This is a genomic window from Klebsiella sp. GFKo11 (assembly GCF_056490265.1).
The window spans coordinates 4,092,762-4,118,690 of sequence record NZ_CM151369.1; the positions used below are offsets into that span (position 1 = coordinate 4,092,762).

General features: G+C 52.2%; 20 protein-coding genes. 8 read left to right on the top strand and 12 right to left on the bottom strand.

The window, feature by feature from the left end; genetic code table 11:
• Positions 1 to 170: 170 nt before the first annotated feature.
• From pqiC to rlmKL, 5 genes are read right to left on the bottom strand one after another with little or no spacing between them, the layout of a single operon-like run.
• A complete protein-coding gene (gene pqiC / locus AC07P6_RS19980; RefSeq protein WP_181482801.1) occupies positions 171 to 734 on the bottom strand; it encodes a membrane integrity-associated transporter subunit PqiC in 564 nt (187 codons plus the stop codon).
• Complete coding sequence (gene pqiB / locus AC07P6_RS19985; protein ID WP_304257730.1) at positions 734 to 2,371, bottom strand: intermembrane transport protein PqiB; 1,638 nt, start codon at positions 2,369 to 2,371, stop codon at positions 734 to 736. Before pqiB ends, pqiC begins: the two co-directional genes overlap by 1 nt.
• Positions 2,361 to 3,629 carry a membrane integrity-associated transporter subunit PqiA gene (gene pqiA / locus AC07P6_RS19990; RefSeq protein ID WP_112214605.1) on the bottom strand — a complete coding sequence of 423 codons (1,269 nt, stop codon included), beginning with the start codon at positions 3,627 to 3,629 and terminating at the stop codon, positions 2,361 to 2,363. The genes pqiB and pqiA overlap by 11 nt, the downstream gene beginning before the upstream one ends.
• A gap of 14 nt (positions 3,630 to 3,643) precedes the next feature.
• The gene (locus AC07P6_RS19995) at positions 3,644 to 5,551 is read right to left on the bottom strand and encodes an ABC transporter ATP-binding protein (protein ID WP_478314363.1); all 1,908 of its coding nucleotides are present in this window, start codon (positions 5,549 to 5,551) and stop codon (positions 3,644 to 3,646) included.
• Between the two features lie 12 nt (positions 5,552 to 5,563).
• A complete protein-coding gene (rlmKL, locus tag AC07P6_RS20000; RefSeq protein WP_181482804.1) occupies positions 5,564 to 7,669 on the bottom strand; it encodes a bifunctional 23S rRNA (guanine(2069)-N(7))-methyltransferase RlmK/23S rRNA (guanine(2445)-N(2))-methyltransferase RlmL in 2,106 nt (701 codons plus the stop codon).
• Positions 7,670 to 7,767: 98 nt separating this feature from the next.
• Here rlmKL and AC07P6_RS20005 point away from each other — a divergent pair, with 98 nt between their 5' ends.
• Positions 7,768 to 8,877 (top strand): YcbX family protein, encoded by a 1,110-nt coding sequence (locus AC07P6_RS20005; RefSeq protein ID WP_304257722.1) that lies wholly within the window; start codon positions 7,768 to 7,770, stop codon positions 8,875 to 8,877.
• Here the strand turns inward: AC07P6_RS20005 and zapC are convergent.
• Both zapC and pyrD read right to left on the bottom strand, forming a co-directional pair.
• A complete protein-coding gene (gene zapC, locus AC07P6_RS20010; protein WP_112214609.1) occupies positions 8,874 to 9,416 on the bottom strand; it encodes a cell division protein ZapC in 543 nt (180 codons plus the stop codon). The genes AC07P6_RS20005 and zapC overlap by 4 nt on opposite strands.
• A 167-nt stretch (positions 9,417 to 9,583) precedes the next feature.
• Positions 9,584 to 10,594: a quinone-dependent dihydroorotate dehydrogenase gene (gene pyrD / locus AC07P6_RS20015; RefSeq protein ID WP_182237665.1), complete on the bottom strand. Its 1,011-nt coding sequence runs from the start codon at positions 10,592 to 10,594 to the stop codon at positions 9,584 to 9,586.
• 248 nt (positions 10,595 to 10,842) lie between these two features.
• On the opposite strand from pyrD, the gene ssuE reads away from it, so the two are divergent.
• The 3 genes from ssuE to ssuB are packed head-to-tail and all read left to right on the top strand — an operon-like array spanning position 10,843 to position 13,022.
• Entirely contained in the window at positions 10,843 to 11,418 is a 576-nt protein-coding gene (gene ssuE, locus AC07P6_RS20020; protein ID WP_112214611.1) for an NADPH-dependent FMN reductase, read from the top strand.
• Positions 11,419 to 11,460: 42 nt separating this feature from the next.
• Complete coding sequence (ssuC, locus tag AC07P6_RS20025; protein ID WP_112214612.1) at positions 11,461 to 12,252, top strand: aliphatic sulfonate ABC transporter permease SsuC; 792 nt, start codon at positions 11,461 to 11,463, stop codon at positions 12,250 to 12,252.
• Positions 12,249 to 13,022, top strand: a complete 774-nt coding sequence (ssuB, locus tag AC07P6_RS20030; RefSeq protein ID WP_181482808.1) for an aliphatic sulfonates ABC transporter ATP-binding protein — start codon at positions 12,249 to 12,251, stop codon at positions 13,020 to 13,022. The genes ssuC and ssuB overlap by 4 nt, the downstream gene beginning before the upstream one ends.
• A gap of 65 nt (positions 13,023 to 13,087) precedes the next feature.
• Here ssuB and pepN read toward each other — a convergent pair whose 3' ends face one another.
• Positions 13,088 to 15,703: an aminopeptidase N gene (gene pepN, locus AC07P6_RS20035; RefSeq protein ID WP_478314364.1), complete on the bottom strand. Its 2,616-nt coding sequence runs from the start codon at positions 15,701 to 15,703 to the stop codon at positions 13,088 to 13,090.
• A gap of 328 nt (positions 15,704 to 16,031) precedes the next feature.
• On the opposite strand from pepN, the gene pncB reads away from it, so the two are divergent.
• Complete coding sequence (pncB, locus tag AC07P6_RS20040) at positions 16,032 to 17,234, top strand: nicotinate phosphoribosyltransferase (protein ID WP_478314366.1); 1,203 nt, start codon at positions 16,032 to 16,034, stop codon at positions 17,232 to 17,234.
• A 235-nt stretch (positions 17,235 to 17,469) separates the two neighbouring features.
• On the opposite strand, the gene AC07P6_RS20045 is transcribed toward pncB, so the two are convergent.
• The 4 genes from AC07P6_RS20045 to dpaL all read right to left on the bottom strand — a co-directional run bounded on the left by AC07P6_RS20045 (position 17,470) and on the right by dpaL (position 22,527).
• On the bottom strand, positions 17,470 to 18,633 hold the full coding sequence (locus tag AC07P6_RS20045; protein WP_182237655.1) for a M20 aminoacylase family protein: 1,164 nt from the start codon (positions 18,631 to 18,633) through the stop codon (positions 17,470 to 17,472).
• Between the two features lie 12 nt (positions 18,634 to 18,645).
• Positions 18,646 to 19,884 carry a Zn-dependent hydrolase gene (locus tag AC07P6_RS20050; RefSeq protein ID WP_478314367.1) on the bottom strand — a complete coding sequence of 413 codons (1,239 nt, stop codon included), beginning with the start codon at positions 19,882 to 19,884 and terminating at the stop codon, positions 18,646 to 18,648.
• A 26-nt stretch (positions 19,885 to 19,910) separates the two neighbouring features.
• The gene (locus AC07P6_RS20055; RefSeq protein WP_434659456.1) at positions 19,911 to 21,200 is read right to left on the bottom strand and encodes an aromatic amino acid transport family protein; all 1,290 of its coding nucleotides are present in this window, start codon (positions 21,198 to 21,200) and stop codon (positions 19,911 to 19,913) included.
• 115 nt (positions 21,201 to 21,315) lie between these two features.
• The gene (gene dpaL, locus AC07P6_RS20060) at positions 21,316 to 22,527 is read right to left on the bottom strand and encodes a diaminopropionate ammonia-lyase (RefSeq protein ID WP_434664157.1); all 1,212 of its coding nucleotides are present in this window, start codon (positions 22,525 to 22,527) and stop codon (positions 21,316 to 21,318) included.
• Between the two features lie 339 nt (positions 22,528 to 22,866).
• Here dpaL and AC07P6_RS20065 point away from each other — a divergent pair, with 339 nt between their 5' ends.
• The 3 genes from AC07P6_RS20065 to AC07P6_RS20075 all read left to right on the top strand — a co-directional run bounded on the left by AC07P6_RS20065 (position 22,867) and on the right by AC07P6_RS20075 (position 25,916).
• Positions 22,867 to 23,328: an Lrp/AsnC family transcriptional regulator gene (locus tag AC07P6_RS20065; RefSeq protein ID WP_112214730.1), complete on the top strand. Its 462-nt coding sequence runs from the start codon at positions 22,867 to 22,869 to the stop codon at positions 23,326 to 23,328.
• A gap of 174 nt (positions 23,329 to 23,502) precedes the next feature.
• Positions 23,503 to 24,903 carry an asparagine--tRNA ligase gene (gene asnS / locus AC07P6_RS20070; protein WP_182237649.1) on the top strand — a complete coding sequence of 467 codons (1,401 nt, stop codon included), beginning with the start codon at positions 23,503 to 23,505 and terminating at the stop codon, positions 24,901 to 24,903.
• A gap of 158 nt (positions 24,904 to 25,061) precedes the next feature.
• Positions 25,062 to 25,916 (top strand): AraC family transcriptional regulator, encoded by an 855-nt coding sequence (locus tag AC07P6_RS20075; protein ID WP_478314369.1) that lies wholly within the window; start codon positions 25,062 to 25,064, stop codon positions 25,914 to 25,916.
• Positions 25,917 to 25,929: the final 13 nt, after the last annotated feature.

The window sequence follows — 25,929 nt, forward strand, 5'->3', positions numbered from 1 at the left end:
GAGACAGCGTCAATGCGCAAAATTCACGCCATTGTCATATTTGTGAGCTACATGAAAGTTCATTTGTACAAAAAATGTGAACCGGCACAAGTTAACAAGCTGATGAGACAAATAAAAAAGCCGCTGCGATTTTGTTACCCGCAGCGGCTTTTTACTTTCATTAATTTTGCTTATGGCAGGCGATTCAACTCGCTGGCAATTGCAGTCGCTTCCTGAGTCCAGGCCTGAGCAAGGGTTTTAACCATTGCGTCATAACCATCCTGCTGTTGCTTAAGCTCAATGTTAAACGGACGCTTAATCAGCTGCCCCTGATGCTTCAGCAACCACTCACCGCTAACGATCACCCGGCCATCGTAACGACCGTGAAATCCGCTGACGGACACGTTTAGCGTATCCTGCTCGCTCCCTAAAGGTTGAGAGGCCACCACCCAACCCGGCAGCTGGTTGCTAAGATTCGCCACCAGCGTGGTCCGCAGCTGCTGATCGAGCGGGCTCGCCCACAGATTGTTATTGGCGATCACATACTGGACGTCGGTGGTCTGATACACCACGCCATTACCCGCTAAATAATCAGGAATGCTGACTTGTTCAACCCACAGCAAATTTTTGCTTTGGTGAGCGGCGCTTTGTGCGCCACTCTGTACCACCGGAAGCTGGTAGTACGTTTTGCTCTCACCACCACTGCTGCACGCGGTCAGTGCGCATACTGCCGCCGCTATTAGCCATCTTTTCATTATTTCGCTCCCTTCGGCTGCGGATCTTTTTTATCCTTCGCCTCAAATACCAGCGCATTGCTCTTGTCGTTGAGCGTTTTCAGTACCGGTTGCAATTCACGAAGAACCTGATCCAGGCGCTGCATATCCGCCACCATCTTATTGTATGCCGCAGAGCCCGGCTGGAAGCCTTGCATACTACGATTCAGTTCACGCAATGTGCTCTGCATATCGCCCGGCAGCTGCTGCATGGACTGGCTTGAAGTTATCTTATTCAGGCTATCCAGCGTCGTTTGCACGTGCTGCATGGTCTTCTCGCTTTGCGCCAGCGTACTGGTTGCCTGCTCCAGCAGAGGATTAATCGGCAGATTGTTAATCTTATCCAGGGCATCCATCAGACGCTGCTGGATCTGCGCCAGGCCACCGCTCACAGTCGGTATGATCGGATAACCACCAAACTCCTGAATCTTGCCGCGCGCAGGCGCTTTCGGATAGAAGTCGAGATCGATATACAGCGCACCGGTTACCAAATTGCCCGTTTTGAGGGAACCACGCAGCCCACGATTCATCAGATCATCAATATGCTTGTGAATGTCTGGATCGCCGCCTAACTGAGTGATCAAACGTTCTGGTTCAATCCGCACTTCAACCGGGATGCGGTAATCGTCGTTTAGGTTCTGTTTCAGCCCAGGGATAAAGAACGGCACTTTACCTACGGTTCCGAGGCGAATACCGCGAAACTCCACAGGCGCACCAGGCTGCAGGCCGCGGATAGAATCTTTAAAGAACATCACGTAGTCGATATGCTGGGTAAAGACCGAATCCTGAATGCTTCGTTGATCGTCGAAAAGGTGATATTCGGTTTTATTCGCTACCGGCTCTCCTAACGGTAATCCCTCAGGAATATCAAAGCTGACGCCGCCGCCAAACAGAGTTGACAGCGATCCCATTTCAACACGCATACCCGCAGCGGTAAGATCCACCGCAATACCGCTGTCTTTCCAGAAACGCACGTTGTTGGTCACCAGACGATCGTTTGGCGCGCTGATAAACAGCTGGTAGGTGATATTGCGTTTTTGCGCATCAAAGGTGCTGGTTTCGACTGAACCGACGCGATAACCCCGAAAGAGCACCGGATCGCCAGGAGAAAGCTGACCCGCTTTACTGCTTTCCAGTAAAATGCGAATGCCTTTAGCGTCAGGGGAAGCCAAAGGGGGTGAATCCAGCAGCGGATATTGCGCAGGCACAGAGCCTTTAGAGCCAGGCTGCAATTCGATATAAGCACCGGATAATAACGTGCCTAGCCCGCTAATTCCTTCACGCCCGACCTGCGGTTTGACCACCCAAAAAACCGAATCCTTATGTAGCAATTTTTCCATGCCTGAATTCAGCCGGGCTTTAATTTCTACGTGAGTCAGGTCATCAGTCAGCGTTGCGCTTTCTATCACGCCAACATCAACGCTACGGCTTTTAATTCGGGTTTTACCCCCTTCAATACCTTCAGCATTGGTGGTGATTAACGTCACCTCCGGCCCCTGATGGCTATAGTGATAAAATAGAATCCATGCGCCGATAAGCGCCGTGACTATTGGGAAGATCCACACCGGTGACCAGTTCTTCACCTTTTGCACTTTCGCTTCTCCGCTCTTATTTTCCATGCTGCAGTCTTTCCTCATGGCTTGGATCTGGCTCACGGTCCCACAACAAACGAGGGTCAAACGTCATGGCCGAGAACATTGTCATAACAACGACCAGCGCAAACATCACCGCTCCGATCGCCGGATAGATATTCATCAATCCGCCGATGCGCACCAGAGCTGAGAGGACTGCGATGACAAAAACATCGATCATCGACCAGCGGCCGACGAATTCGACAACTTCATAAATCAGGTGCATGCGCTCAGAGTCACGCGATCCTTTGCCGCTGGCATTCCAGCACAGCCAGCCAATAGCGATCATTTTTAACGTTGGCACCATAATGCTGGCGATAAATATCACCATCGCCACCGGATATGATCCCTCGCTCCACAGCAGGATCACCCCCGCCATAATGGTGGAGGGCATTTTATCGCCCAGCAGATCGGTAATCATGATCGGCAGAATATTGGCTGGCATATAGAGGATTATCGACGTCATCAGCAGCGCCAGCGTCCATTGCAGACTGTTTTTACGTCGAGCGGTTCCTTTGGTATGACAGCGCGGGCATACGGCTTCGTCAACGGGTAAAACTGCCGTACAGCATGAGCATGAACGCAGTCCCTGGCGAAGGCCGGAAACACCGACTTTCAATGGCTGTTTAATCAACGGCATTGGCGCAATGTCGTCCCACAGCCAACGGCGGTCCACGCACTGGAATGTGCGTAGCTGCAATACGCAAAACATACACCAGGGAATAAAGCTTAAACCGATACCAATATCACCGTAGGCCATCAGCTTAACAAAGCTGACCAGGACTCCGGCGAGGAAGATTTCCGCCATTCCCCAGGTTTTGAGGTGAAACAGGATCCGTGCCAGAAATGCTTTTAGGCCGGAAGGCATGCGTACACGGTTTACCAGCAGCAGGATGGTGATAAGGCAGAAAGCCGGCACCAGCTGCACAAAGAGTAAAAAGAAGGTGCCAAGGCTGGCGTAATCCTCGGTAAAAAGGACATTAGGGATTTCCAGCAGCTCAATTTCGCTACTGATGCCACCGACCTTCATGTAGATGAAAGGAAACAGGTTTGCCAGCAGCAGCATAAACAATGCGACCAGCGCATAGGCAGTGGGACGCTGCCGAGGCGCGTCCCACGAAGTCGTCAATGTCGTTCCGCAGCGCGGACACGCAGCTTTCTGGCGATGCTCCAGCTGCGGCAAAGCCACCAGCAGATCACATTGTCGGCACAGAATATGCCGCGCAGCATGATGATGATCGCACATGAAAACTCCTCAGCTTATGCGCCGTTTTTTAATCCTTCAAGATATTCCCAGCGTTCGAAGGCAGTTTCCAGCGCCTGCTCCGCTTCGCTCATCTGCGCCAGCACCTGCTGCGTATGATCATGCGACTGACCAAAGAAAGAAGGATCAGCAACCTGCTCCTGCAGAGTCTGCAATTGGGCCTCAAGCTCTTCCAGTTTCTGCGGCAGTTGTTCCAGTTCGCGCTGCAGGTTATAGCTTAGTTTGCTGGCCGCGCGTTTGACACTTTCTGCTTTCGGTTGAGCAACTTCTACCGTTTTTTTGGCAACTGACTGCTTTTGTGCCAGATACTGAGATTGCTGACCTCGGGCATCGTGATAACCGCCAACATATTGGCCAATTCTCCCTTCCCCTTCAAAGATCCAGCACTCTGTTACGGTGTTATCAACAAACTGACGGTCGTGGCTGACCAGCATCACGGTGCCCTGATAGCCGTCGACTAACTCTTCCAACAGTTCCAGGGTTTCGACATCCAGATCGTTTGTCGGTTCATCGAGGATCAACAGGTTACTGGGCTTGAGGAACAGGCGCGCCAGCAGCAGACGGTTACGCTCACCGCCGGACAGTGCACGCACCGGCGTCATGGCGCGTTTCGGATGGAACATAAAGTCTTGCAGGTAGCCCAGAACATGGCGCGGCTTGCCGTTCACCATCACTTCCTGCTTACCTTCAGCAAGGTTGTCCATCACCGTTTTGTCCGGGTCAAGCTCAGCACGGTGCTGATCGAAGTAAGCAACCTCCAGCTTAGTACCCACGTGGATGCGCCCGCTATCTGCCTTCAGCTGGCCGAGCATCAGTTTCAACAGCGTGGTTTTACCACAGCCGTTCGGGCCAATCAGCGCAATCTTATCACCGCGCTGGATCTGGGCGGTAAAATCCTTCACCAGCACTTTGCCATCAACCTGGTAGTTAACGTTCTCCATTTCGAAGACAATTTTGCCCGAACGCGCGGCCTCTTCGACCTGCATCTTCGCACTACCCATCACTTCACGACGCTCACCGCGTTCGCGGCGCATCGCTTTCAATGCACGCACGCGCCCTTCATTACGGGTACGACGGGCTTTAATCCCCTGACGGATCCAGACTTCTTCCTGCGCCAGCTTGCGGTCGAATTCAGCATTCTGTAGGTCTTCAACGCGCAGCGCTTCTTCTTTATCCAGCAGGTATTGATCGTAATTGCCTGGATAGGTCACCAGCTTACCGCGATCGAGATCGACAATCCGCGTCGCCATATTGCGAATAAAGGAACGGTCGTGCGAGATAAAAATAATGGTGCCTTTGAACATCTTCAGGAAACCTTCCAGCCAGTCGATAGTTTCGATATCGAGGTGGTTAGTCGGTTCATCCAGCAGCAGCACACGCGGCCCGCTGACCAGCGCGCGCCCCAGGGCCGCCTTACGCAGCCAGCCACCGGAGAGCGAGGAGAGCTCGGCGTTAGGATCCAGATTGAGCTGCTCAAGCACTTCATTAATACGGCTATCCAACTGCCAGAGCCCTAAATTATCAAGCTGCTCCTGAAAGCGTGCCAGTTCGTTTAAGTTCTTGTCGCTCGGGTCGGTCATCACCAGTTGTGAAGCATCGTGATAGCCTTTGAGGTAGGCCGCCTGTTCGGCAATCCCTTCCGCAACGAAGTCGTAAACGGTTCCGGTAATGTTACGCGGCGGATCCTGCTGCAGACGCGCGACAACCAGATCCAGCTCATAAATAATGCGCCCGTCATCAAGACCCAGTTCACGGTTGAGGATCTTCATCAGAGTCGATTTACCCGCACCGTTACGCCCTACCAGGCACACGCGTTCGTTATCTTCGATATGCAGTTCAGCATTATCCAGCAGCGGCGCATCGCTGAATGAAAGCCAGGCGCCGTGCATACTAATTAATGACATTCTTTATTCCTTTCAGGCTGAGGTGATCAGCCAGCAGTTGTGAATCTGACGGTTGCGGGCAAAATCTTGAGATTGCGTTTTTTGCGTAATCTCCTGCGCCTTCAGGCCCAGTTGCGCTAACCCGTCATGATCCATACGGAAACCGCGTTTGTTGTTCGAGAACATAATCGTGCCGCCTTTACGCAGCAGACGTTTTAGATCGGTCATCAGACGCAGATGGTCGCGCTGTACGTCAAACGCGTCTTCCATGCGCTTAGAGTTAGAGAAGGTCGGCGGATCAATGAAGATCAGATCAAACTGTTCGGTGCTCTCACGTAGCCAGCCCAGCACATCGGCCTGCATCAAACGATGCGCGCGACCGGTTAAGCCGTTGAGGCGCAGGTTGCGCTCCGCCCATTCGAGATAAGTGCGCGACATATCGACCGTCGTGGTAGAGCGCGCGCCGCCGAGGCCTGCATGTACGCTCGCGCTGCCGGTGTAGGCGAAAAGATTGAGGAAGTCCTTGCCTTTGCTCATCTCACCCAGCATGCGACGAGCAATGCGGTGGTCAAGGAACAGGCCAGTATCCAGGTAGTCGGTCAGATTGACCCACAGACGCGCGTTATACTCCTGCACTTCAAGGAAATCACCCTTCTCAGCCATTTTCTGATACTGGTTTTTCCCTTTCTGCCGTTCACGGGTTTTTAGCACCAGCTTATTCGGTGCAATCCCCAGCACGGCAATCGTGGCGGCGATAATATCAAACAGACGCTGACGCGCTTTGTGTGCGTCCACGGTTTTCGGCGGAGCATACTCTTGCACCACCACCCACTCACCGTAGCGGTCAATGGCTACGTTATATTCCGGGAGGTCGGCATCATAAAGACGATAGCACTCGATACCTTCCTGACGCGCCCACTTCTCATATTTTTTCAGGTTCTTACGCAGACGGTTGGCGAAATCTTCCGCCAGCGTCGCGGTTTTTCCGCCCTCGCTTTCGGCGAGATGATAGTTCTTCTGCACACAGTCTAGCGGGCCGTTTTTGGCTTTGAACTGCTTATCAGCGCGTAATTGCAAACAGCTGAGCAGATCCGGCGAGGCGCTGAACAAAGAGAGGTTCCAACCGCCGAACTGATTTTTCATGATCCGGCCCAGCAGGCTATGCAGAGCAATCAGCGCCGGTTCGCTCTCCAGACGCTCGCCGTATGGCGGGTTACTGATAACCGTACCGTAAGGCCCTTTCGGCAGCGGATTGTCCAGTTTGGCAACGTCTTTAACCTCAAACGTCACCAGTTCGCCAATGCCAGCACGACGGGCGTTGCTGCGCGCACGTTCGATCACCCGTGCATCAATATCAGAACCGTAGAAACGGGATTCATACGCCGCCAGACCCTGACGGGCGCGGGTTTGCGCTTCGGCTTTCACCTCTTTCCAGATAGCATCATCGTGCTGCGCCCAGCCGCCGAAACCCCAATGACCGCGGTGTAAACCCGGCGCACGGTCGGTTGCCAGCATAGCGGCTTCAATCAGCAGCGTGCCGGAGCCGCACATCGGATCAAGCAGCGGTGTCCCCGGAGCCCAACCTGAACGCATCACGATAGCCGCAGCCAGGCTCTCTTTGATCGGCGCCATACCGGTGCCATCGCGGTAGCCGCGCAGATGCAAACCCTCGCCGCTAAGATCTAAAGAAATATGTGCGGTTTCTTTATTCAGCCAGACGTTGATGCGCAGATCGGGGCTTTCACGATCGACATTAGGACGCGGCAGATTCTTACGCGTAAAGCTATCAACAATGGCATCTTTGACCTTCAATGCGCCGTACTGACTATTACGAATTTCTTCGTTAAGCCCGCTAAAGTGCACGGCGAAAGTGGCGTCTGGGGTGAAAATCTCCGTCCATGGAATGGCCTGCACGCCGAGGTAAAGGTCCAGATCGCTATACACGCTGCACTGACCCAGCGGCAGCATGATCCGCGAAGCCAGCCGACTCCACATCAGGCTTTGATACAGCAGGCGCGTATCTCCCTGAAAATGGACCCCGCCCTGGACTACCTGGCAGTCCACCGCGCCAAGCCCTTCCAGTTCAGTTTTTAACAGCTCTTCAAGCCCACGAGCCGTACTGGCAAACAGAGAATTCATATCGTCACTTTTACTAAAAGAAAATTGGTGCGCATTATAGCCAATATGTGCCCTATGTCATAAAGTTAAAGGCTTATTTTTGAACCCAGGGGCAGCGTATGGTAACGCTTTCGCGACTTTTTATTCATCCCGTTAAATCGATGCGGGGAATTGGCGTGAGTCACGCCTACGCAGGCATCAGTGGTCTGGCCTTCGATCGTATATTTATGGTGACGGAAACCGATGGCACCTTCATTACCGCTCGTCAGTTTCCACAAATGGTTAAGTTTATCCCCGCCCCGCTCCACGATGGCCTCCATCTGACGGCCCCGGACGGCAGCAGCGCGATGGTGCTCTTCAGCGATTTTGCCCCGCAGCAAGAACCAACTGAAGTCTGGGGCAACCATTTTACTGCCCTGGTTGCGCCGGAGTCAGTTAACCAGTGGTTAAGCGGCTTCTTTAATCGTAGCGTTCAGCTTCGCTGGCTGGGGCCACAACTCAGCCGTCGGGTGAAACGCCATGATGCCGTTCCCCTCTCCTTCGCCGATGGTTTTCCCTACCTTTTAGCTAATGAAGCCTCCCTGCGCGATTTACAAAATCGCTGCCCAGCCAGCGTAAGCATAGAACAATTTCGCCCGAATATGCTGGTCACTGGCGCGGCGGCCTGGGAGGAAGATACCTGGAAAGTCGTACGTATCGGCGAGGTTGTTTTTGATGTGGCAAAACCGTGCAGTCGCTGCGTGTTTACGACCGTCAGCCCGGAACGCGGACAAAAGCACCCTTCTGGCGAACCCTTAACCACGCTGCAAAGTTTTCGCACTGCGCTGGATAACGGTGATGTCGATTTCGGTCAGAATCTAATCGCCCGTAATAGCGGCGTGATCCGCGTAGGTGATGAATTGGAAGTACTGGCCCGAGGACCGGCAAAAGCCTACGGCGCCGGCGATAGCGACGATACGCTGATGCCCGATGCTCAACAGGACGCAACGGTAGAGATTGAGTGGCAAGGGTTAAGTTTTACCGGCAACAATCAGCAAATTTTGCTGGAGCAGTTGGAGCAACAGGGGATCCGCGTTCCTTATTCCTGCCGGGCTGGCATTTGCGGCAGCTGTCGCATCCGACTGGAAGAAGGAGAAGTTAGTGCGTTGAAGAAAAATGCGATTGGTACAGATGGCACCATTCTGTGCTGCAGTTGCGTGCCAAAAACCGCGCTACGGCTAGCGCCTTAAACTGCCTGGCCCAGGCTGTAGCTGGCTGCACCCGGCGCTGGCTGCAGCCGGTCGTTCATGATTTTAATCACGTCGCCAAGCTGCATAACCCGCCCGGCAAGCGTCAGGCCGGGCTGCGCTAACAGACATAATGCCGCGTTTTCACCAGCTTCAACCACCAACAGATTCACCTGCTGCCCGGTATCGCTAAGCCAGGCGCTGGCAGCATCGCCGCCGCCGGGCTGCCAGCACTCTTCATGGGTAGTGAAATGCCAGCTTTTCGGCATCTGCGGCTTGAGAAAGCGAATGGCGACCAGCGCATTCAATACTAATTCAGCGCGCTGCTCTTTTGATAATTCAAGGTCGCGGCATTTTTCTTCAAATGAAAAATAAAGCGCGGCATCATCGACGCAAAATCCGGACGGAGCAAAGGCGTCGGGGGTCAGCATTCGGCGTGCGAAACGTGAACGAAATAACATGCCATTAGCCAAATCGAGCATCATACGATCGTGCTCTTCATCGTAATACCAACGCCAATTATCGTCAGGTTTAATCCGCATTTCTTCCCCCGTCCTCTATCACTTCCATCTGTAATTAACAGGTAAACTGCTACAGAATATTTCCAAAATTAAGAAAAGACTAAAATGTCTAAATAAGCAACAATGAAGGAATATAAAACAACCAGGGCTATAAATAAAGCCCTGGTAGGATATAAGAAGGGAAAAGATTAGATATGGGTAACAATTTCTTTAATCAGTGGCGGACCTTTAAAAATAAATCCGGAATAAATCTGCACCAATGTAGCGCCCGCAGCAATCTTTTCACGCGCTGCAATCACCGAGTCAATACCACCAACTCCGATAATGGGCAGGCGGCCCTGTAATTCCGCTGACAGCATACGGATAATTTCTGTACTCTTCAGCTGTAAAGGACGACCGCTAAGCCCGCCAGTTTCGTCGCAATTTTTCATGCCCTGAACCAGCGACCGATCCAACGTGGTATTAGTCGCAATCACCCCATCAATATTATGCCGAACCAGACTATCGGCAACCTGGATCAATTCCTCAACAGAAAGATCCGGCGCGATCTTCACCGCCACGGGGACATATTTCTGGTGCTTCTCTTGCAGTTCGCGTTGCTTATTTTTAATACCGGAAAGTAAATCATCCAGCGCATCACCGTATTGCAAAGTACGCAGGCCAGGGGTATTCGGCGAAGAGATATTAATGGCGATATATCCGGCGTAGGCATAGATTTTATCCATACAAATCAGATAATCATCTTTGCCTTGTTCAACTGGGGTATCTTTATTTTTACCAATGTTAATCCCCAGGATCCCGTCAAAATGGGCCTTTTTCACGTTCTCAACCAGGTTATCAACGCCGTGGTTATTAAAGCCCATTCGGTTGATCAAACCTTCGGCATCGACCAGACGGAAGATCCTCGGCTTATCGTTGCCCGGCTGCGGACGCGGCGTCACGGTACCAATTTCAATTGAGCCAAAACCCATTGCGCCGAGCGCATCAATGCACTCGCCATTTTTATCCAGCCCGGCGGCCAGACCCAGCGGATTCTTAAATGTGAGCCCCATGCAGGTTACCGGCTTTGTCGGTACCTTCTGGCGAACCAACATTTCCAGCGGTGTGCCTGAAACACGGCGTAGTTGTTGAAAGGTTACTTCATGAGCGCGCTCAGGATCGAGCTGAAAAAGGGCTTTACGAACGAAGGGGTAGTACATGAACTCTCCTGGATTCCCGGTGTGCAAACCGGGGGCGTATTATGTGCGATCCACCCCGGAAAGGGAATTGACCTGCGACAAAAAATCGCATCTCAGACGCAAACGTTTACTTTTGTCTCCCTCTTTATGCACTTTCTGACAATTCAACGCTGGATAAATCATTTAGGGAAATAAAAGCGCTCTGTCACACTGCAGCTAAATGTTATCAATTATAGATAAATGAAAATATTTAGTTATAAGGAGAGAGTATGCGAGTCATAACACTTGCGGGTAGCCCGCGTTATCCTTCCCGCTCCAGCGCGCTTCTGGAATACGCCAGAGAGACACTCTCCGCTGCGGATATCGAAGTCTGCCACTGGCACCTGCAAAACTTCGCTCCTGAAGATCTCCTCTATGCGCGCTTTGATAACCCCGCTCTGCATGCGCTGAATGAACAACTTGCTGGTGCGGACGGGCTGATTATCGCCACCCCGGTTTATAAAGCCTCTTTTTCCGGCGCGTTGAAGACCCTGCTGGACCTGCTGCCAGAGCGTGCGCTGGAAGGCAAAATCGTTCTGCCGCTGGCCACTGGCGGGACTATCGCGCATATGCTGGCGGTAGATTACGCTCTAAAACCAGTACTTAATGCTCTGAAAGCGCAAGAGATCCTTCATGGCGTCTTTGCTGATGATAGTCAGGTGACAGATTATCAACATAAACCGCAATTTACCCCAAACCTGCAAGGTCGACTCGACCTGGCGTTAGAAACCTTCTGGCAGGCACTGCATCGCCCCAGTAGCCGCGCTCCGGCGCTGAAAAGCTTGCAGCGGGTAGAGCATGTTTAAAGGCTAACGTTGACGCTCACAGGGAAATAAAAGGAACACATCATGGCGACCCTTTCGCAAAAATTCCTGATACGCGTGGCCCCCTGGCTTCTGCCGGTGGGCAGCGTGATTATCTGGCAATTCGCCTCTTCGATGGGCTGGCTATCCACCCGCATTTTGCCGTCGCCGGAAGGAGTACTGAAGGCTTTCTGGACGCTCTCCGCCAGCGGTGAACTTTGGCAACATCTGGCGATAAGCTCATGGCGAGCATTGATTGGTTTCAGCATCGGTGGATCCATTGGCCTGGTTCTGGGGTTAATCAGCGGCCTGTCGCGCTGGGGTGAACGCCTGCTGGATACCTCCATTCAGATGCTGCGTAATGTGCCGCATCTTGCGCTGATCCCGCTGGTTATCTTGTGGTTCGGTATCGATGAGAGCGCCAAAATCTTCCTCGTGGCGCTAGGGACGATGTTCCCGATTTACATCAATACCTGGCACGGGATCCGCAACATCGACAGAGGACTGGTCGAGATGGCCCGTAGCTACGGTTTATCCGGCTTTGCTCTGTTCCGTCATGTGATCCTCCCCGGCGCACTCCCCTCTATTATGGTCGGCATTCGCTTTGCGCTTGGCCTGATGTGGTTAACGCTGATTGTTGCCGAAACTATCTCTGCTAACGCCGGTATCGGCTATCTGGCGATGAACGCCCGCGAGTTTCTGCAAACCGATGTCGTGGTGGTTGCCATTATTCTTTATGCCATTCTCGGCAAACTGGCCGACTTCAGCGCCCAGCTTCTGGAACGCGTCTGGCTGCGCTGGAATCCGGCTTATCACCTTCAGGAGGCTAACGCATGACGACTGCGCGTCTTAATCCGGGGATCCCGCTGCTGCTTAACGGGGTGAGCAAGCGTTATGGTAGCAACACGATCCTGAATGAACTCGATCTTCATATTCCCACCGGGCAATTCGTCGCGGTGGTTGGGCGCAGCGGTGGTGGTAAGAGTACCCTGCTGCGGTTGCTGGCCGGGCTGGAAAAGCCCAATGGCGGTCAGCTGCTGGCAGGCTCAACGCCGCTGGCACAGATTCAGGACGATACCCGCATGATGTTCCAGGATTCTCGCCTGCTGCCGTGGAAATCGGTTATCGACAATGTTGGCCTCGGGCTGAAAGGCCAGTGGCGTGAGGCTGCGCTTAAGGCGCTGGCGAGCGTAGGTCTGGAGGATCGCGCCAGTGAATGGCCTGCGGCGCTTTCCGGAGGGCAGAAACAGCGCGTGGCGCTGGCTCGCGCGTTAATTCATCGTCCCGGATTATTGCTGCTTGATGAGCCGCTAGGCGCACTGGATGCCCTCACCCGCCTTGAGATGCAGGATCTGATCGTCTCGCTGTGGCAGGAGCATGGGTTTACCGTTCTGTTGGTGACCCATGACGTCAGCGAGGCGGTGGCCATGGCCGATCGCGTTTTGCTGATTGAAGAAGGGAAAATTGGCCTGGATCTGCTGGTAGATATTCCACGGCCCAGACGCACAGGCTCAGCGAAGCTGGCGGAACTCGAAGCGGAAGTATTGAATCGGGTGATGCAGCGCGGCAAGAATGAATCCTCGCCGCGCTTAGTGAGTCACGGTTAACAACTGCGACGTTCCCCCGCTCGCGCTGCGCTTCGCGGGGCTACAGGTTTGGACCCGCGCTGGCGTTACGCCAGCGCTTTGCTGATTTTCTCGAACAGATCCCCGGAAAGATTCTCCAGGCCTTTCAACTGCTCCAGAGCCGCGCGCATCAGCGCCTGACGCTTCTCATCATAGCGTTTCAGGCGAATCAACGGCTCAATCAGACGTGAAGCCACCTGCGGATTGCGGCTGTTCAGTTCAGTCAGCATCTCAACCAAGAACTGATAGCCGCTACCGTCTTCAGCGTGGAATGCCGCCGGGTTGCTGCCGGCAAAAGCGCCAATCAGCGAACGGATGCGGTTCGGGTTGCTCAGACTAAATGAACGATGACTCAGCAAGCTACGTACCGTCTCCAGCACGTTATCCGCCGGGCTGGTGGACTGCAGGATAAACCATTTGTCCATCACCAGGCCGTCCTGGTGCCATTTGTCGTCATACTCCTGCATCAACGCATCGCGGCACGGCAGCTGAGCCGCGACTGCCGCCGACAGCGCCGCCAGCGCATCGGTCATGTTGTCGGCATGATGATACTGCGCGGTAACCAGCTTATCCGCCAGCTCCGCATCGCCAAACGCCAGATAACGCAGACAGGTATTACGCAGAGCGCGCTTGCCAATATCGGCATGTTCAACGCGATAGCTGTCGAGCTTGTTAGCGTTGTAAATCACCAGGAACTCGTCTGCCAGCTCTTTCGCCAACGTACGGGTGAGCGCCTCGCGCACCGCCGAGATAGCGATCGGGTCAATAGTCGCGAACAGCTCGGCGATTTCGTTGGCTGAAGGCAGGGTCAAAATCTCTGCCGCCAGCGCCGGATCGATCTTCTCATCCAGCAGAATTGCCCGGAATGCATCGGCAACGTGGACAGGCAACGACAGCGGTTGTCCCTGCTGATGGCGGTTAACGTTGAGCTTGATATAAGTCGCCAACAGGCTCTGTGCCGCATCCCAACGGGAGAAATCGTTACGCGCGTGGCGCATCAGGAAAGTGAGCTGCTGATCGCTCCACTTGTACTCCAGTTTCACTGGCGCAGAGAATTCACAAAGCAGCGCGGGTACCGGCTGGAAGTAAACGTTATCGAAAACAAAGGTCTGCTCCGCCTGGGTCACATTCAGCACGTGATGCACCGGATGACCGCCTTTCTGCAACGGAATCACTTTTCCTTCGTTATCATAAAGTTCAATGTCGAACGGAATGTGCAGCGGCAGCTTCTCTGCCTGTTCAGACGTCGGCGGCGTGCGCTGGCTGATGGTCAGCGTGTACTGTTCCGTTTCCGGGTTGTAATCGTCATGAACGGCGACAATCGGCGTACCGGACTGGCTATACCAGCGGCGGAAGTGGGACAGGTCAACATTGGAAGCATCCTCCATCGCCTGAACAAAATCGTCGCAGGTGGCGGCGCTGCCGTCGTGGCGTTCAAAGTACAGCTGCATCCCTTTCTGGAAATTCTCTTCACCCAGCAGAGTGTGCAGCATACGAATCACTTCCGCACCCTTCTCATACACCGTCAGGGTGTAGAAGTTGTTCATTTCGATAACCCTATCCGGGCGGATCGGATGCGCCATCGGGCTGGCGTCTTCAGCGAACTGCATACCGCGCATGGTGCGCACGTTATTGATGCGGTTAACCGCTCGCGAGCCAAGGTCAGAGCTGAACTCCTGATCGCGGAAAACGGTCAGGCCTTCTTTCAGACTGAGCTGGAACCAGTCGCGGCAGGTCACGCGGTTGCCGGTCCAGTTATGGAAATATTCATGGCCAATAACGCGTTCGATATCCAGATAGTCTTTATCGGTCGCGGTATCGGTACGCGCCAGCACGTATTTGGAGTTAAAGACGTTAAGCCCTTTGTTCTCCATCGCCCCCATGTTAAAGAAGTCGACGGCGACAATCATATAGATGTCGAGGTCATACTCGAGACCAAAGCGCGTTTCGTCCCACTTCATGGAGTTTTGCAGCGAGGTCATCGCCCACGGGGCGCGGTCAAGGTTGCCGCGGTCAACGTACAGTTCCAGCGCCACTTCGCGCCCGGAGCGGGTTTTGAAGGTATCGCGCAGGACATCGAAATCACCAGCCACCAGCGCAAACAGGTAGCACGGTTTCGGGAACGGATCCTGCCACTGAATCCAGTGGCGACCGTTTTCCAGCTCGCCCTGAGCCACGCGGTTACCGTTAGAGAGCAGGAACGGATATTTTGTTTTATCGGCGATGATTTTGGTGGTGAAGCGCGCCAGAACGTCCGGGCGGTCCAGATACCAGGTAATATGGCGGAAACCTTCCGCTTCGCACTGGGTACACAGCGCTTCACCCGACTGATACAGCCCTTCCAGCGCGGTATTGGCCGCCGGGCTAATTTCGTTGACGATGGTCAGGGTGAAATGTTCCGGCAACCCGCAAATTACCAGCTGGTTATTTTCTTCCTTGTAGTCGCTCCACGGTTGGCCATCAACCAGCAGAGAGACCAACGTCAGGTCTTCGCCATCCAGACGCAATGGCACATCAGACGTAGCCGCGTGGCGGGAGACCTTGCTCTCAGCCGTAACAACGGTTTTCGCGGCATCCAGGTCAAAGGTCAAATCAATATCGCTAATCAGATAATCCGGCGCACGGTAGTCGTGGCGGTATTTGGCTTGGGGCTGTTGTGTCATAAAAAAACCTTTAGCGTGTCCTGTAAAGTGTCGACTCAGTCTATTCCTGTTGCGCAAATCTCGCTATGCAGAATCTTCATCTTTTCAATGCCAAACATGAAAATTGCTACATTTTGATAACATGAGAGGCACGAAATGCACTCGACCAGGCGCAAAGCTTGTGGTGTGATGCGTGTTCAATATATTAAACTAGGCCTCGCAAATGACCGTCAGCGTCGTCATCAGCCGTCGCCGCGGGACAGAGTCGGGTATTACAGGTATACTCCGGCTCCTTTTACCGCTTTGGTTTTGATGGAAACGCTCCAGTGAGAGGATGCTACTGCGCACCATGACCCAATTCACTTCTCCTGTACTGCACTCGCTGCTTGATACGGATGCCTACAAGCTGCACATGCAGCAGGCTGTCTTCCACCGCTACAATGATGTACAGGTCGCGGCAGAGTTCCGCTGCCGTGGGGACGATTTGCTCGGCATCTATGCCGATGCGATTCGCGAACAGGTTGAGACGATGCGCGACCTGAAGTTACAGGACGATGAATATCACTGGTTGTCGAGCCTGCCATTCTTTTCGCAAGACTACCTCGACTGGCTGCGCGACTTCCGCTATGACCCGCGCCAGGTTTCCGTCACTAATGATAACGGTAAGCTCAATATTCGCCTCTCAGGCCCATGGCGTGAAGTTATCATGTGGGAAGTTCCGCTGCTGGCGGTGATAAGCGAGCTGGTCCATCATTATCGTTCACCTGAAATTAGCGTTGATTTAGCGCTGGAAACCCTCGAGCAAAAGCTTATCGATTTCAACCATTTCACCGCGGATATTGATATGTCCGGCTTCCGCCTGATGGATTTCGGTACCCGCCGCCGATTTTCGCGCGAAGTGCAGCAGGCCATTGTTAAGCGCTTGCAGCAGGAGACATGGTTTGTCGGCACCAGCAACTACGATCTGGCGCGTCGTCTGGACCTGACGCCGATGGGAACCCAGGCGCATGAATGGTTCCAGGCGCATCAGCAAATCAGCCCAAATCTTGCCAGTAGCCAACGTGCTGCTCTCGCCGCCTGGCTGGAAGAGTATCCTGACCAGTTGGGTATCGCCCTGACCGATTGCATTACAATGGATGCTTTCCTGCGTGATTTCGGCCCGGAATTTGCGACCCGCTATCAGGGACTACGCCATGATTCCGGAGACCCGGTTGAATGGGGTGAGAAAGCAATTGCCCACTACCAAAAACTGGGCATTGACCCGCTAAGTAAAGTGTTGGTGTTTTCCGATAATCTCGACCTGACGAAAGCGGTCGACTTATATCGCCACTTCTCATCGCGGGTGAATCTGAGCTTTGGTATCGGTACCCGTCTGACCTGCGATATTCCGCAGGTTAAGCCGCTGAATATCGTTATCAAGTTAGTGGAGTGCAACGGTAAGCCGGTGGCGAAACTTTCCGACAGTCCGGGGAAAACCATTTGTCACGATAAAGCGTTCGTGCGCGCGCTGCGCAAGGCGTTTGATCTGCCGCCGATAAAAAAAGCCAGTTAAGTTCAAAAAGGAAAATACGTCCGCAACTGCGGACGTACCAGATTGCTGACAAAGTGCGCTTTTCTGGAATTGCCGAGGCGGCGCTTCGCTTGCGCGGGCCTACGGAAAACTCATAACCTGATGACATTATGGTTTTTGTAGGCCGGGTAAGGCGTTAGCTGCCACCCGGCAGAAATGCGAACACCATAGCTAAAGCAGGTTTGTCATCAGTCTCGTATTTGTTATTAATTGCGGTTTATTGCGGCAAACGGGTTCGGATAACTTCGGCAAAATATTCCGCACCGGTTAGTAAAATCTCATCATTAAAATCGTAACAGGCGTTATGCAACGGAATATTTCCTTTAGCATCTGACTCATCGCCATTGCCTAAAAAGACAAAGCACCCGGGTATCGCCTGCAAAAAAGCGCCAAAATCTTCAGAAATCATCATTTGCTGTACATTGCCATCGACATTTTTTTCCCCTACTACTCCTCTGGCTGCATTAACCGCCACGTCCACGCAGGACTGCCAGTTAACCGTCGGCGCAAATTCATGGGTATAAGAAAACTCACATTGCGCACCGTGCATAGCACAAATTGCCTCGCTAATAGTACGCATCCGCTCCTCCAGTAGTTTCTGCACCTGTGGAGAATAGCTACGGGTATCGCCTTTAATTTCAACATGAGTTGGAATTGCGTTACGAATGCCGTCGGTATGCAGTTCGGTACAAGAAACTACTGCCGGAACGTTGGGATCCATATTCCGGGAGACAATGGTTTGTAGCGCAAGAATAATTTCTGCAGCGATAACCAGCGGGTCTTTGCTCATATGCGGACGCGCGGCATGCGAACCCTGCCCTTTAATGCGAATAACAAAATTGTCTTCACTGGCCATGATTCCACCGACGCGTGTCGCAATGGTCCCGGCTTTCATCCCAGGCATATTGTGCAGACCGTAAATTTCCTGAATACCAAATTTTTCCAGAAGCCCATCATCTATCATCGCTCTGGCACCGTAGCCCGGTTCTTCCGCAGGCTGGAAGACAAAACACACTGTGCCGTTAAAGTTTTTCCGTTGCAGCAATAGCTGCGCCGCCCCCAGCGCGATACAGGTATGACCATCGTGACCGCAGCCATGCATTCTTTCAGATCTGAGTGAACGGTAGGATACATCGCCCTGCTCGGTAAGCTGAATGGAATCAATATCGGCCCTGATAGCGATAACACCGTCGCCATCGCCACATTTTAAAATGCCGACCAACCCGGTTTGACCGATATCTCTGTGTACTTCAATACCCATTTGTTCAAGCTTTTCAGCGATAAACGCCGACGTTTTGAACTCTTCAAAAGCGCTTTCCGGATGTGCATGCAAGTGATGACGCCATGCAATAAGCTGCTGTTTTAACTGTTCCTGATTCATTTTTAGCTCCTTTCAAAGGGATCTTTCGGCACGTTTGAGCACCACCTGTAACAGCACATTTGCTCCGGCGATAAGATCATGAGATTCGGTATGTTCTTTAACGTTATGACTGATGCCGCCAACGCATGGCACAAAGATCATCCCAGCCGGGCAGACAGAAGCCATAAACTGCGCGTCGTGCCCTGCTCCGCTCGGCAATCGACGGTGGCTTAGCCCCTGCATCTGCGCCTCTTTTTCAACAGCATCAACGATTTCATCAGCAAAAATAACCGGATTAAATCGCACCAAAGAGCGCGTGGTAATGCTTATGCCCTCTTCTTGCGCCGTTTTTTCAACAAAACTCAGCAGTTGCCTTTCCGCACGCTTTAATTCCTCATTATCGGTATTGCGTAAGTCCACTGACATCACCACGTGATTGGGGATAACATTGATAAGGTTGGGTTTGAAGGTCATATGCCCAACGGTAGACACTTGGTTCCCCGCAAACTTCTGTGCCAGTTCTCGGGCAAACACGGCAATCTTCGCAGCAGCAAGTCCGGCATCATGGCGCATTGCCATCGGCGTAGTTCCTGCGTGGTTGGAAACGCCCGTCAGCGTAAATTCATGCCATGAAATTCCCTGAACGCCGGTGACGACGCCGATATCCGTTCCTTCTTTATCCAGAATCGGCCCTTGTTCAATATGCAGCTCAATATAGCTATCAACCACCATATCGCCCGGCGCAAGGTCGCCCTTATAGCCTATCGCGATCAGGGACTCATCAAGCGTAATACCGTCCAGGTCTTTCGCTGCCAAAGCAGTTTCCAGCGGATATTCGCCGGCGAAGACCACGCTTCCCATCATGTCTGGCTGAAAGCGAACCCCTTCTTCATTGGTAAAAAAAGTGACGGCAAGCGGTCGCAGCGGGCGGATACCCGCCTCCTTCAGCGTCGTGATGACCTCAAGCCCGGCCATTACGCCATAATTGCCATCGTATAATCCTCCGGTTCCCACGGTGTCGATGTGTGAGCCCATCATTACCATCGGCAACTCCTGCTGCCCTGCGTAAATACCGGCGACGTTACCAATTGCATCAATTTTCACGCTTAATCCCAGCGCCTGCATTTTATCGACAACAAAATCTCTTCCTGCTTTATCTTCCGGCGTCGCCGCCAACCGGCATACGCCCCCACCTTCCAGCGCGCCATGCTGGCCCAACTCAAAGAGTGAATCGACAAACCGTTGGCCGTTTATTTCCAGATGCTGACTCATATAAATATCTCTCGGTTAACGTGTAGTTAGCGGGCCATTCCATAAAAAATGGCCGAGACGGTAATCAGGCCGATAACGGTGACAAAGACATTGCTGATTTTGCCTCTGTAGGGAGCGAGTACCGGCAATTTGTGAATGGCGTACATCGGCAGCAGTAGCAGGATTGCCGCACCGGTAGGGCCGCTGATGCTCTCGATAATGCCAAGGATGCTGGGATTTTTATAAGCGGCAAACCAGCAGGTCAGAATCATGAAAACGAAGATTGCAGCATTAACCGTTTTGATTCCCGGCTTCTTATCTCTGCTTGCTGCGGCTTCGATAATCATGTCACGCAGGGATTCATAAGCACCGATATAGTGGCCTAAAAATGATTTGGTAATCGCTACGAAGGCGATTATCGGCGACAGCCAGGCAATAACCGGGGTATCAAAATGGTTGGCGAGATAAGAAAGAATCGACAGGTTTTGCGCTTTTGCTTCAGCCAGTTGCTGTGGCGACAGGCTTAAAACGCAGCTTAGAACAAAAAACAGTACCACACCCACCATCAGCAAAATCCCACGACGCTGGATCTGTCCGCATTTAGCATCGGCGGCGGCAACACCATAAAGTTGTTTCTGGCGAACCACCATGGGTGAAATAATCGGATAGTGGTTAAACGACATGACCAGTACCGGGAAAGTCATCCATAACGTCAGTAGAACACCTTGCCCGGTGGTTGTGGAACTTAGGTCCACACTGTCAAAAATTGCACCGTTCCAGTGCGGAATAAGAAAGAGCGCCATAAAAATCAGCGAAGCGATAAAGGGATATACCAGAGCACTCATCACTCGCATAATCAGCCGCTGGCCGAGGCGAACAATAAACATCAGCCCAAGTATTAACACCAAGGAGACCAGCGCTCGAGGCGGTTCCGACAGACCTAACTGATGGGTTATAAAACTCTGCGCGGTATTGGTTATCGCCACCGCATACATAATCAGAATGGTATAAATGGCGAAAAAATAGATAATGGTAAAAATCTTACCAGCCCGTAAGCCAAAATGCTCACCAATGACATCAGTTATAGTACTTTCGGGTGTAGTGGATGAGTAAATAAAGCGAGCCAGTCCACGGTGTGCTAAATAGGTAATGGGAAAAGCTAGTGCAAATACAATAAGCAGTGGCCAAAAGCCGCCTATCCCAGCATTAATGGGCAAGAAAAGCACCCCGGCACCGATTGCTGTGCCAAATAACCCCAATACCCAAATGGTATCCTCACCATGCCATTTTTTCGGATCTATTAATTCATTACTTATCGGTGTCGTATTATTTTTCATCGATAGTGTTCTCTTATTTATTATGCCTTATGGCATATTTTATTTATTACCAGAACGTTTTTATTAGGGCCTGTAGGGTAGGAAAATGGCCCTTTTATCAACTACGGCTGCTGCTTCAACCGTTACGACCGAACCAGACAATATCCTCATAGATATCCGGAGAGGTATCACCTTCTGTACTAATTAGCAAAACATGAGAGTCCGTATTAAGCTGCAAAGCTTCGATAATCCCCCTATAGTCTTCACGGCTCATTAATTCATAAATAAGTCCAGTACCAATAGCGCCCGACTCCCCTGATATAAAGGGAGCATCAGTTCCCGGTCGAGGAGAAGCCAGAATACGCATCCCGTTAGCCGCTAAGCTATCGTCAGCAGAGATAAAACAGGATGCGTAATCGCGAATCATCGGCCAACTGGTGATATTGGGTTCGCCACAGGCCAGCCCCGCCATCAGCGTTGCCATATCGCCGCCCACGCTATGTGGTTGTCCATCATTAACGACGGAGGAACGGTAAAGACAGTTTGCTTTATGTGGTTCAACGATAATGATTTTGGGCGCTCGGGCTTTCATTTTCTCAAGGAAGTAGCCCATGATGCTGCCAGCAAAAGAACCGACCCCAGCCTGTAAAATAAGATGCGTTGGCAGTGGTGATCCACTTTTCGTGAGTTGCTCCCAGGCCTCAATAGCCAGAGTCATATAACCCTGCATTATCCAGGTAGGGATCTGTTCATATCCCTGCCAGGCGGTATCCTGCAACAATACCCAACCTTTTTCTTGTGCCATTTTATTGGCCAGACGGACGGTATCGTCGTAGTTAAGATCGGTTATCGAACATTCGGCACCATGGTGGCGAATATTCTGCGCACGGATAAGCGATGAGCCTTTTGGCATATACACTACCGCCTGCAGTCCCAGCTGTTCTGCTGCCCATGCAACCCCACGGCCATGATTGCCATCGGTAGCCGTAACAAAAACGATATCTTTTATCCTTGCCTTAATTTCAGGAGAATTCAATGAAGAAAACGATAGTGTATTAATATTCTGGCCTAATTTTTCTGCCAGATACTTTCCAACCGCATAAGAGCCACCCAAACCTTTAAATGCATTAAGACCAAAACGCTGAGATTCATCTTTCACGTGAATTGAGCTAAGCCCTAAACGTTGACTAAGATGCGGTAAACTACGTAAAGGGGTGACACAATAGTCCGGAAATTTCTGATGAAACGCCAGAACCTCATGGCCAACAGATTCATTCAACAAGCTAAGGTTGACGCCCTCGCCATATATTTTTCTTCGTGGATTTAATTGGCACTTAATAACATCCATCATAAATATACCTTCATCTCCATGTTCATAAGCCGCTGGCAACATCTTTATAGCGCAACCCTGCTCTGAGAATAAAAAAGAAAAAGGTTTCGCATAACAAAAAAGACGTCCAGTTACAGACATTACAAAATAATCTGCAATGCAATGTGGATAATAAGAAGCAAAGATAAAATCATTCATTCATCTCTTTCCCTCACTCATCAAGATGGTACACTGCGCAAGGCAATTAAATGACGCAAAATTGCCTCTTAATGCGCAATATTCACCCTTAATAAGGGTTGAGACGCAACAAAATTGCATGAGGTGATGTATCTCACAATAATTGAGGGTAACGCGGTTATGAAACTCGACGCCTGGGATAAAAAAATTCTGCAACATTTGCAGCATAGCAACCGGCTCTCGCAGCGAGAAATTGCCGATCTCGTCAGCCTTTCTCCTTCAGCGGTCAATCGACGTATTGCTGCGCTGGAAGAAGCGGGTGTGGTTAAAACTAACGTCAGCATAGTGGATGCCAGTAAAGTGGGTCGCCCTATCACCATCATGGTGCAGGTGACCATTGAAAATGAACGGCTCGACTTATTAGAGGAGGACAAACAAAGGTTTGTTAACTGCCCACAGGTTCAGCAGGTTTACTATGTCACGGGAGATTTTGATTTTCTGCTGGTAGTTAACGTCCGCGACATGGCGGAATATGAGGTTCTGACTCGTGATCTTTTTTTCGCCTCGGGAAATATTAAGTCGTTCAGAACCATTGTTTCGATGCAAAACGCCAAGCAAGAGATGACGGTGATGATTGAATGACTTCCTCGCCAATCGTAAGAGTGAGAAATTAAAGCGCTCTCGCCATTTATTTACTAAAACTCCCCCTTCTCGTGCGAAATCTGCTTGTCTGATGGAAGATGACAGGTAACATAGATATCCCCCCCACTGAAGGGGGATACAGATTTTTCTATTGGACTATAAAGAGAGACTATTATGAGCGTTGTGCCTGTAGCCGACGTACTCCAGGGCCGCGTTGCCGTTGACAGCGAAGTCACCGTGCGCGGATGGGTGCGTACCCGCCGAGATTCTAAAGCTGGCTTTTCTTTCCTCGCCGTCTATGACGGTTCCTGCTTTGATCCTGTACAGGCCGTCATCAGTAATTCTCTTCCCAATTACAATCAGGAAGTGCTGCGCCTGACCACCGGTTGCTCGGTCATCGTCACCGGTAAAGTCGTGGCCTCTCAGGGCCAGGGCCAGAGCTTCGAAATTCAGGCCAGCAACGTTGAAGTCACCGGCTGGGTTGAAGACCCGGATACCTACCCGATGGCGGCAAAACGCCACAGCATCGAGTACCTGCGTGAAGTCGCTCACCTGCGCCCGCGTACTAACCTGATTGGCGCGGTTGCCCGCGTGCGTCACACGCTGGCACAGGCGCTGCACCGTTTCTTTGACGAGCAGGGATTCTTCTGGGTTTCCACCCCGCTGATTACTGCTTCCGATACCGAAGGCGCTGGCGAGATGTTCCGCGTTTCGACGCTGGACCTGGAAAACCTGCCGCGCAACGATCAGGGCAAAGTTGATTACGACAAAGATTTCTTCGGCAAAGAAGCCTTCCTGACCGTTTCCGGCCAGCTGAACGGCGAAACCTATGCCTGTGCGCTGTCAAAAATCTACACCTTCGGCCCGACTTTCCGTGCGGAAAACTCTAATACCACCCGCCACCTGGCAGAGTTCTGGATGCTGGAGCCGGAAGTCGCCTTTGCTAACCTGAACGATGTTGCAGGTCTGGCGGAAGCGATGCTGAAGTACGTTTTCCAGGCGGTGCTGACCGAGCGCGCTGACGACATGCAGTTCTTTGCCGAGCGTGTGGATAAAGACGCGGTCGATCGTCTGCAGCGTTTCGTTTCCGCTGATTTCGCTCAGGTCGATTACACTGACGCGGTCACCATCCTGGAAAACTGCGGTAAGCAGTTTGAGAACCCGGTGTACTGGGGCGTGGATCTCTCCTCCGAGCACGAACGCTATCTTGCTGAAGAGCACTTTAAAGCGCCGGTGGTTGTCAAAAACTATCCGAAAGAGATCAAGGCGTTCTACATGCGTCTTAACGAAGATGGTAAAACCGTTGCCGCCATGGACGTCCTGGCTCCGGGCATCGGCGAAATCATCGGCGGCTCACAGCGTGAAGAGCGTCTGGACGTGCTTGACGCGCGTATGGCGGAAATGGGTCTTAATAAAGAAGACTACTGGTGGTATCGCGACCTGCGTCGTTACGGCACCGTGCCGCACTCAGGCTTCGGTCTGGGCTTCGAGCGCCTGATCGCTTACGTAACCGGCGTGCAGAACGTGCGTGATGTTATCCCGTTCCCACGTACCCCGCGTAACGCAACATTCTGATTTATCTTCATGACAGCCAAAGGCCAGCGCAAGCTGGCCTTTTTCGTTGATGCACCCCGTATCGATAAACGTAAAATTCTGCAATTTGAAATTTCACATGGTGGGAGTAAAGTGAAAAAGTTCAAATAATTAATGCAGTTATCATATGAGAGCGGGCAATGAAAGAACCAGGCTTACCAGCAGATCAACAATTTTTTGCCGATCTCTTCAGCGGCCTTGTACTTAACCCGCAGCGCCTTGGCCGCGTGTGGTTTGCCACCCAGCCCGTATCGCTGCCAACGGGGAGCTTGTGCATCGAGCTTCCACGCCTTGATATCGTCCTGCGCGGCGAATACGGCAATCAACTGGAGAAACAGCAGCACAGCCTCACCGAAGGCGAAATGTTGTTTATTCCCGCCCGAGCGGCCAACCAGCCCATCAGCGATAAACCCGTGATGCTGCTAAGTCTGGTGTTTGCTCCGGCCTGGCTGGGCTTGTCGTTTTACGATAACCGCACTGCGTCTCTATTGCGCCCGGTGCGCCGTATTGAGCTGCCGCACCCGCAGCGCGGCGAAGGTGAGGCCATGCTTACTGCGCTAACTCACCTCAGCCGCTCCCCTCAGCTCCAGGATATCATTCAACCGCTGGTGCTCAGCCTGTTGCATCTGTGCCGGGGCGTGGTGAATGCGCGTCCTGATACGCATCGCCCGCGTTCGGAATTTATCTATCACAGCATGTGTAACTGGGTGCAGGATAACTATGCCCAGCCGCTAAGCCGCGAAAGCGTGGCGCAGTTTTTCAATATCACGCCAAACCATCTATCTAAGCTTTTTGCTCAGCATGGAACGATGAGTTTTGTGGAATATGTCCGTTGGGTACGAATGTCCAGAGCGCGTATTATTCTACAGAAGTATCATCTGCCGATCAGCGAAGTGGCGCAGCGGTGCGGATATCACGACAGCGACTATTTTAGCCGGCTTTTCCGGCGCCAGTTTGGCCTGACGCCGGGGGATTACTGCGCTCGGTTTCAGTAAAGCCGATGCTTGA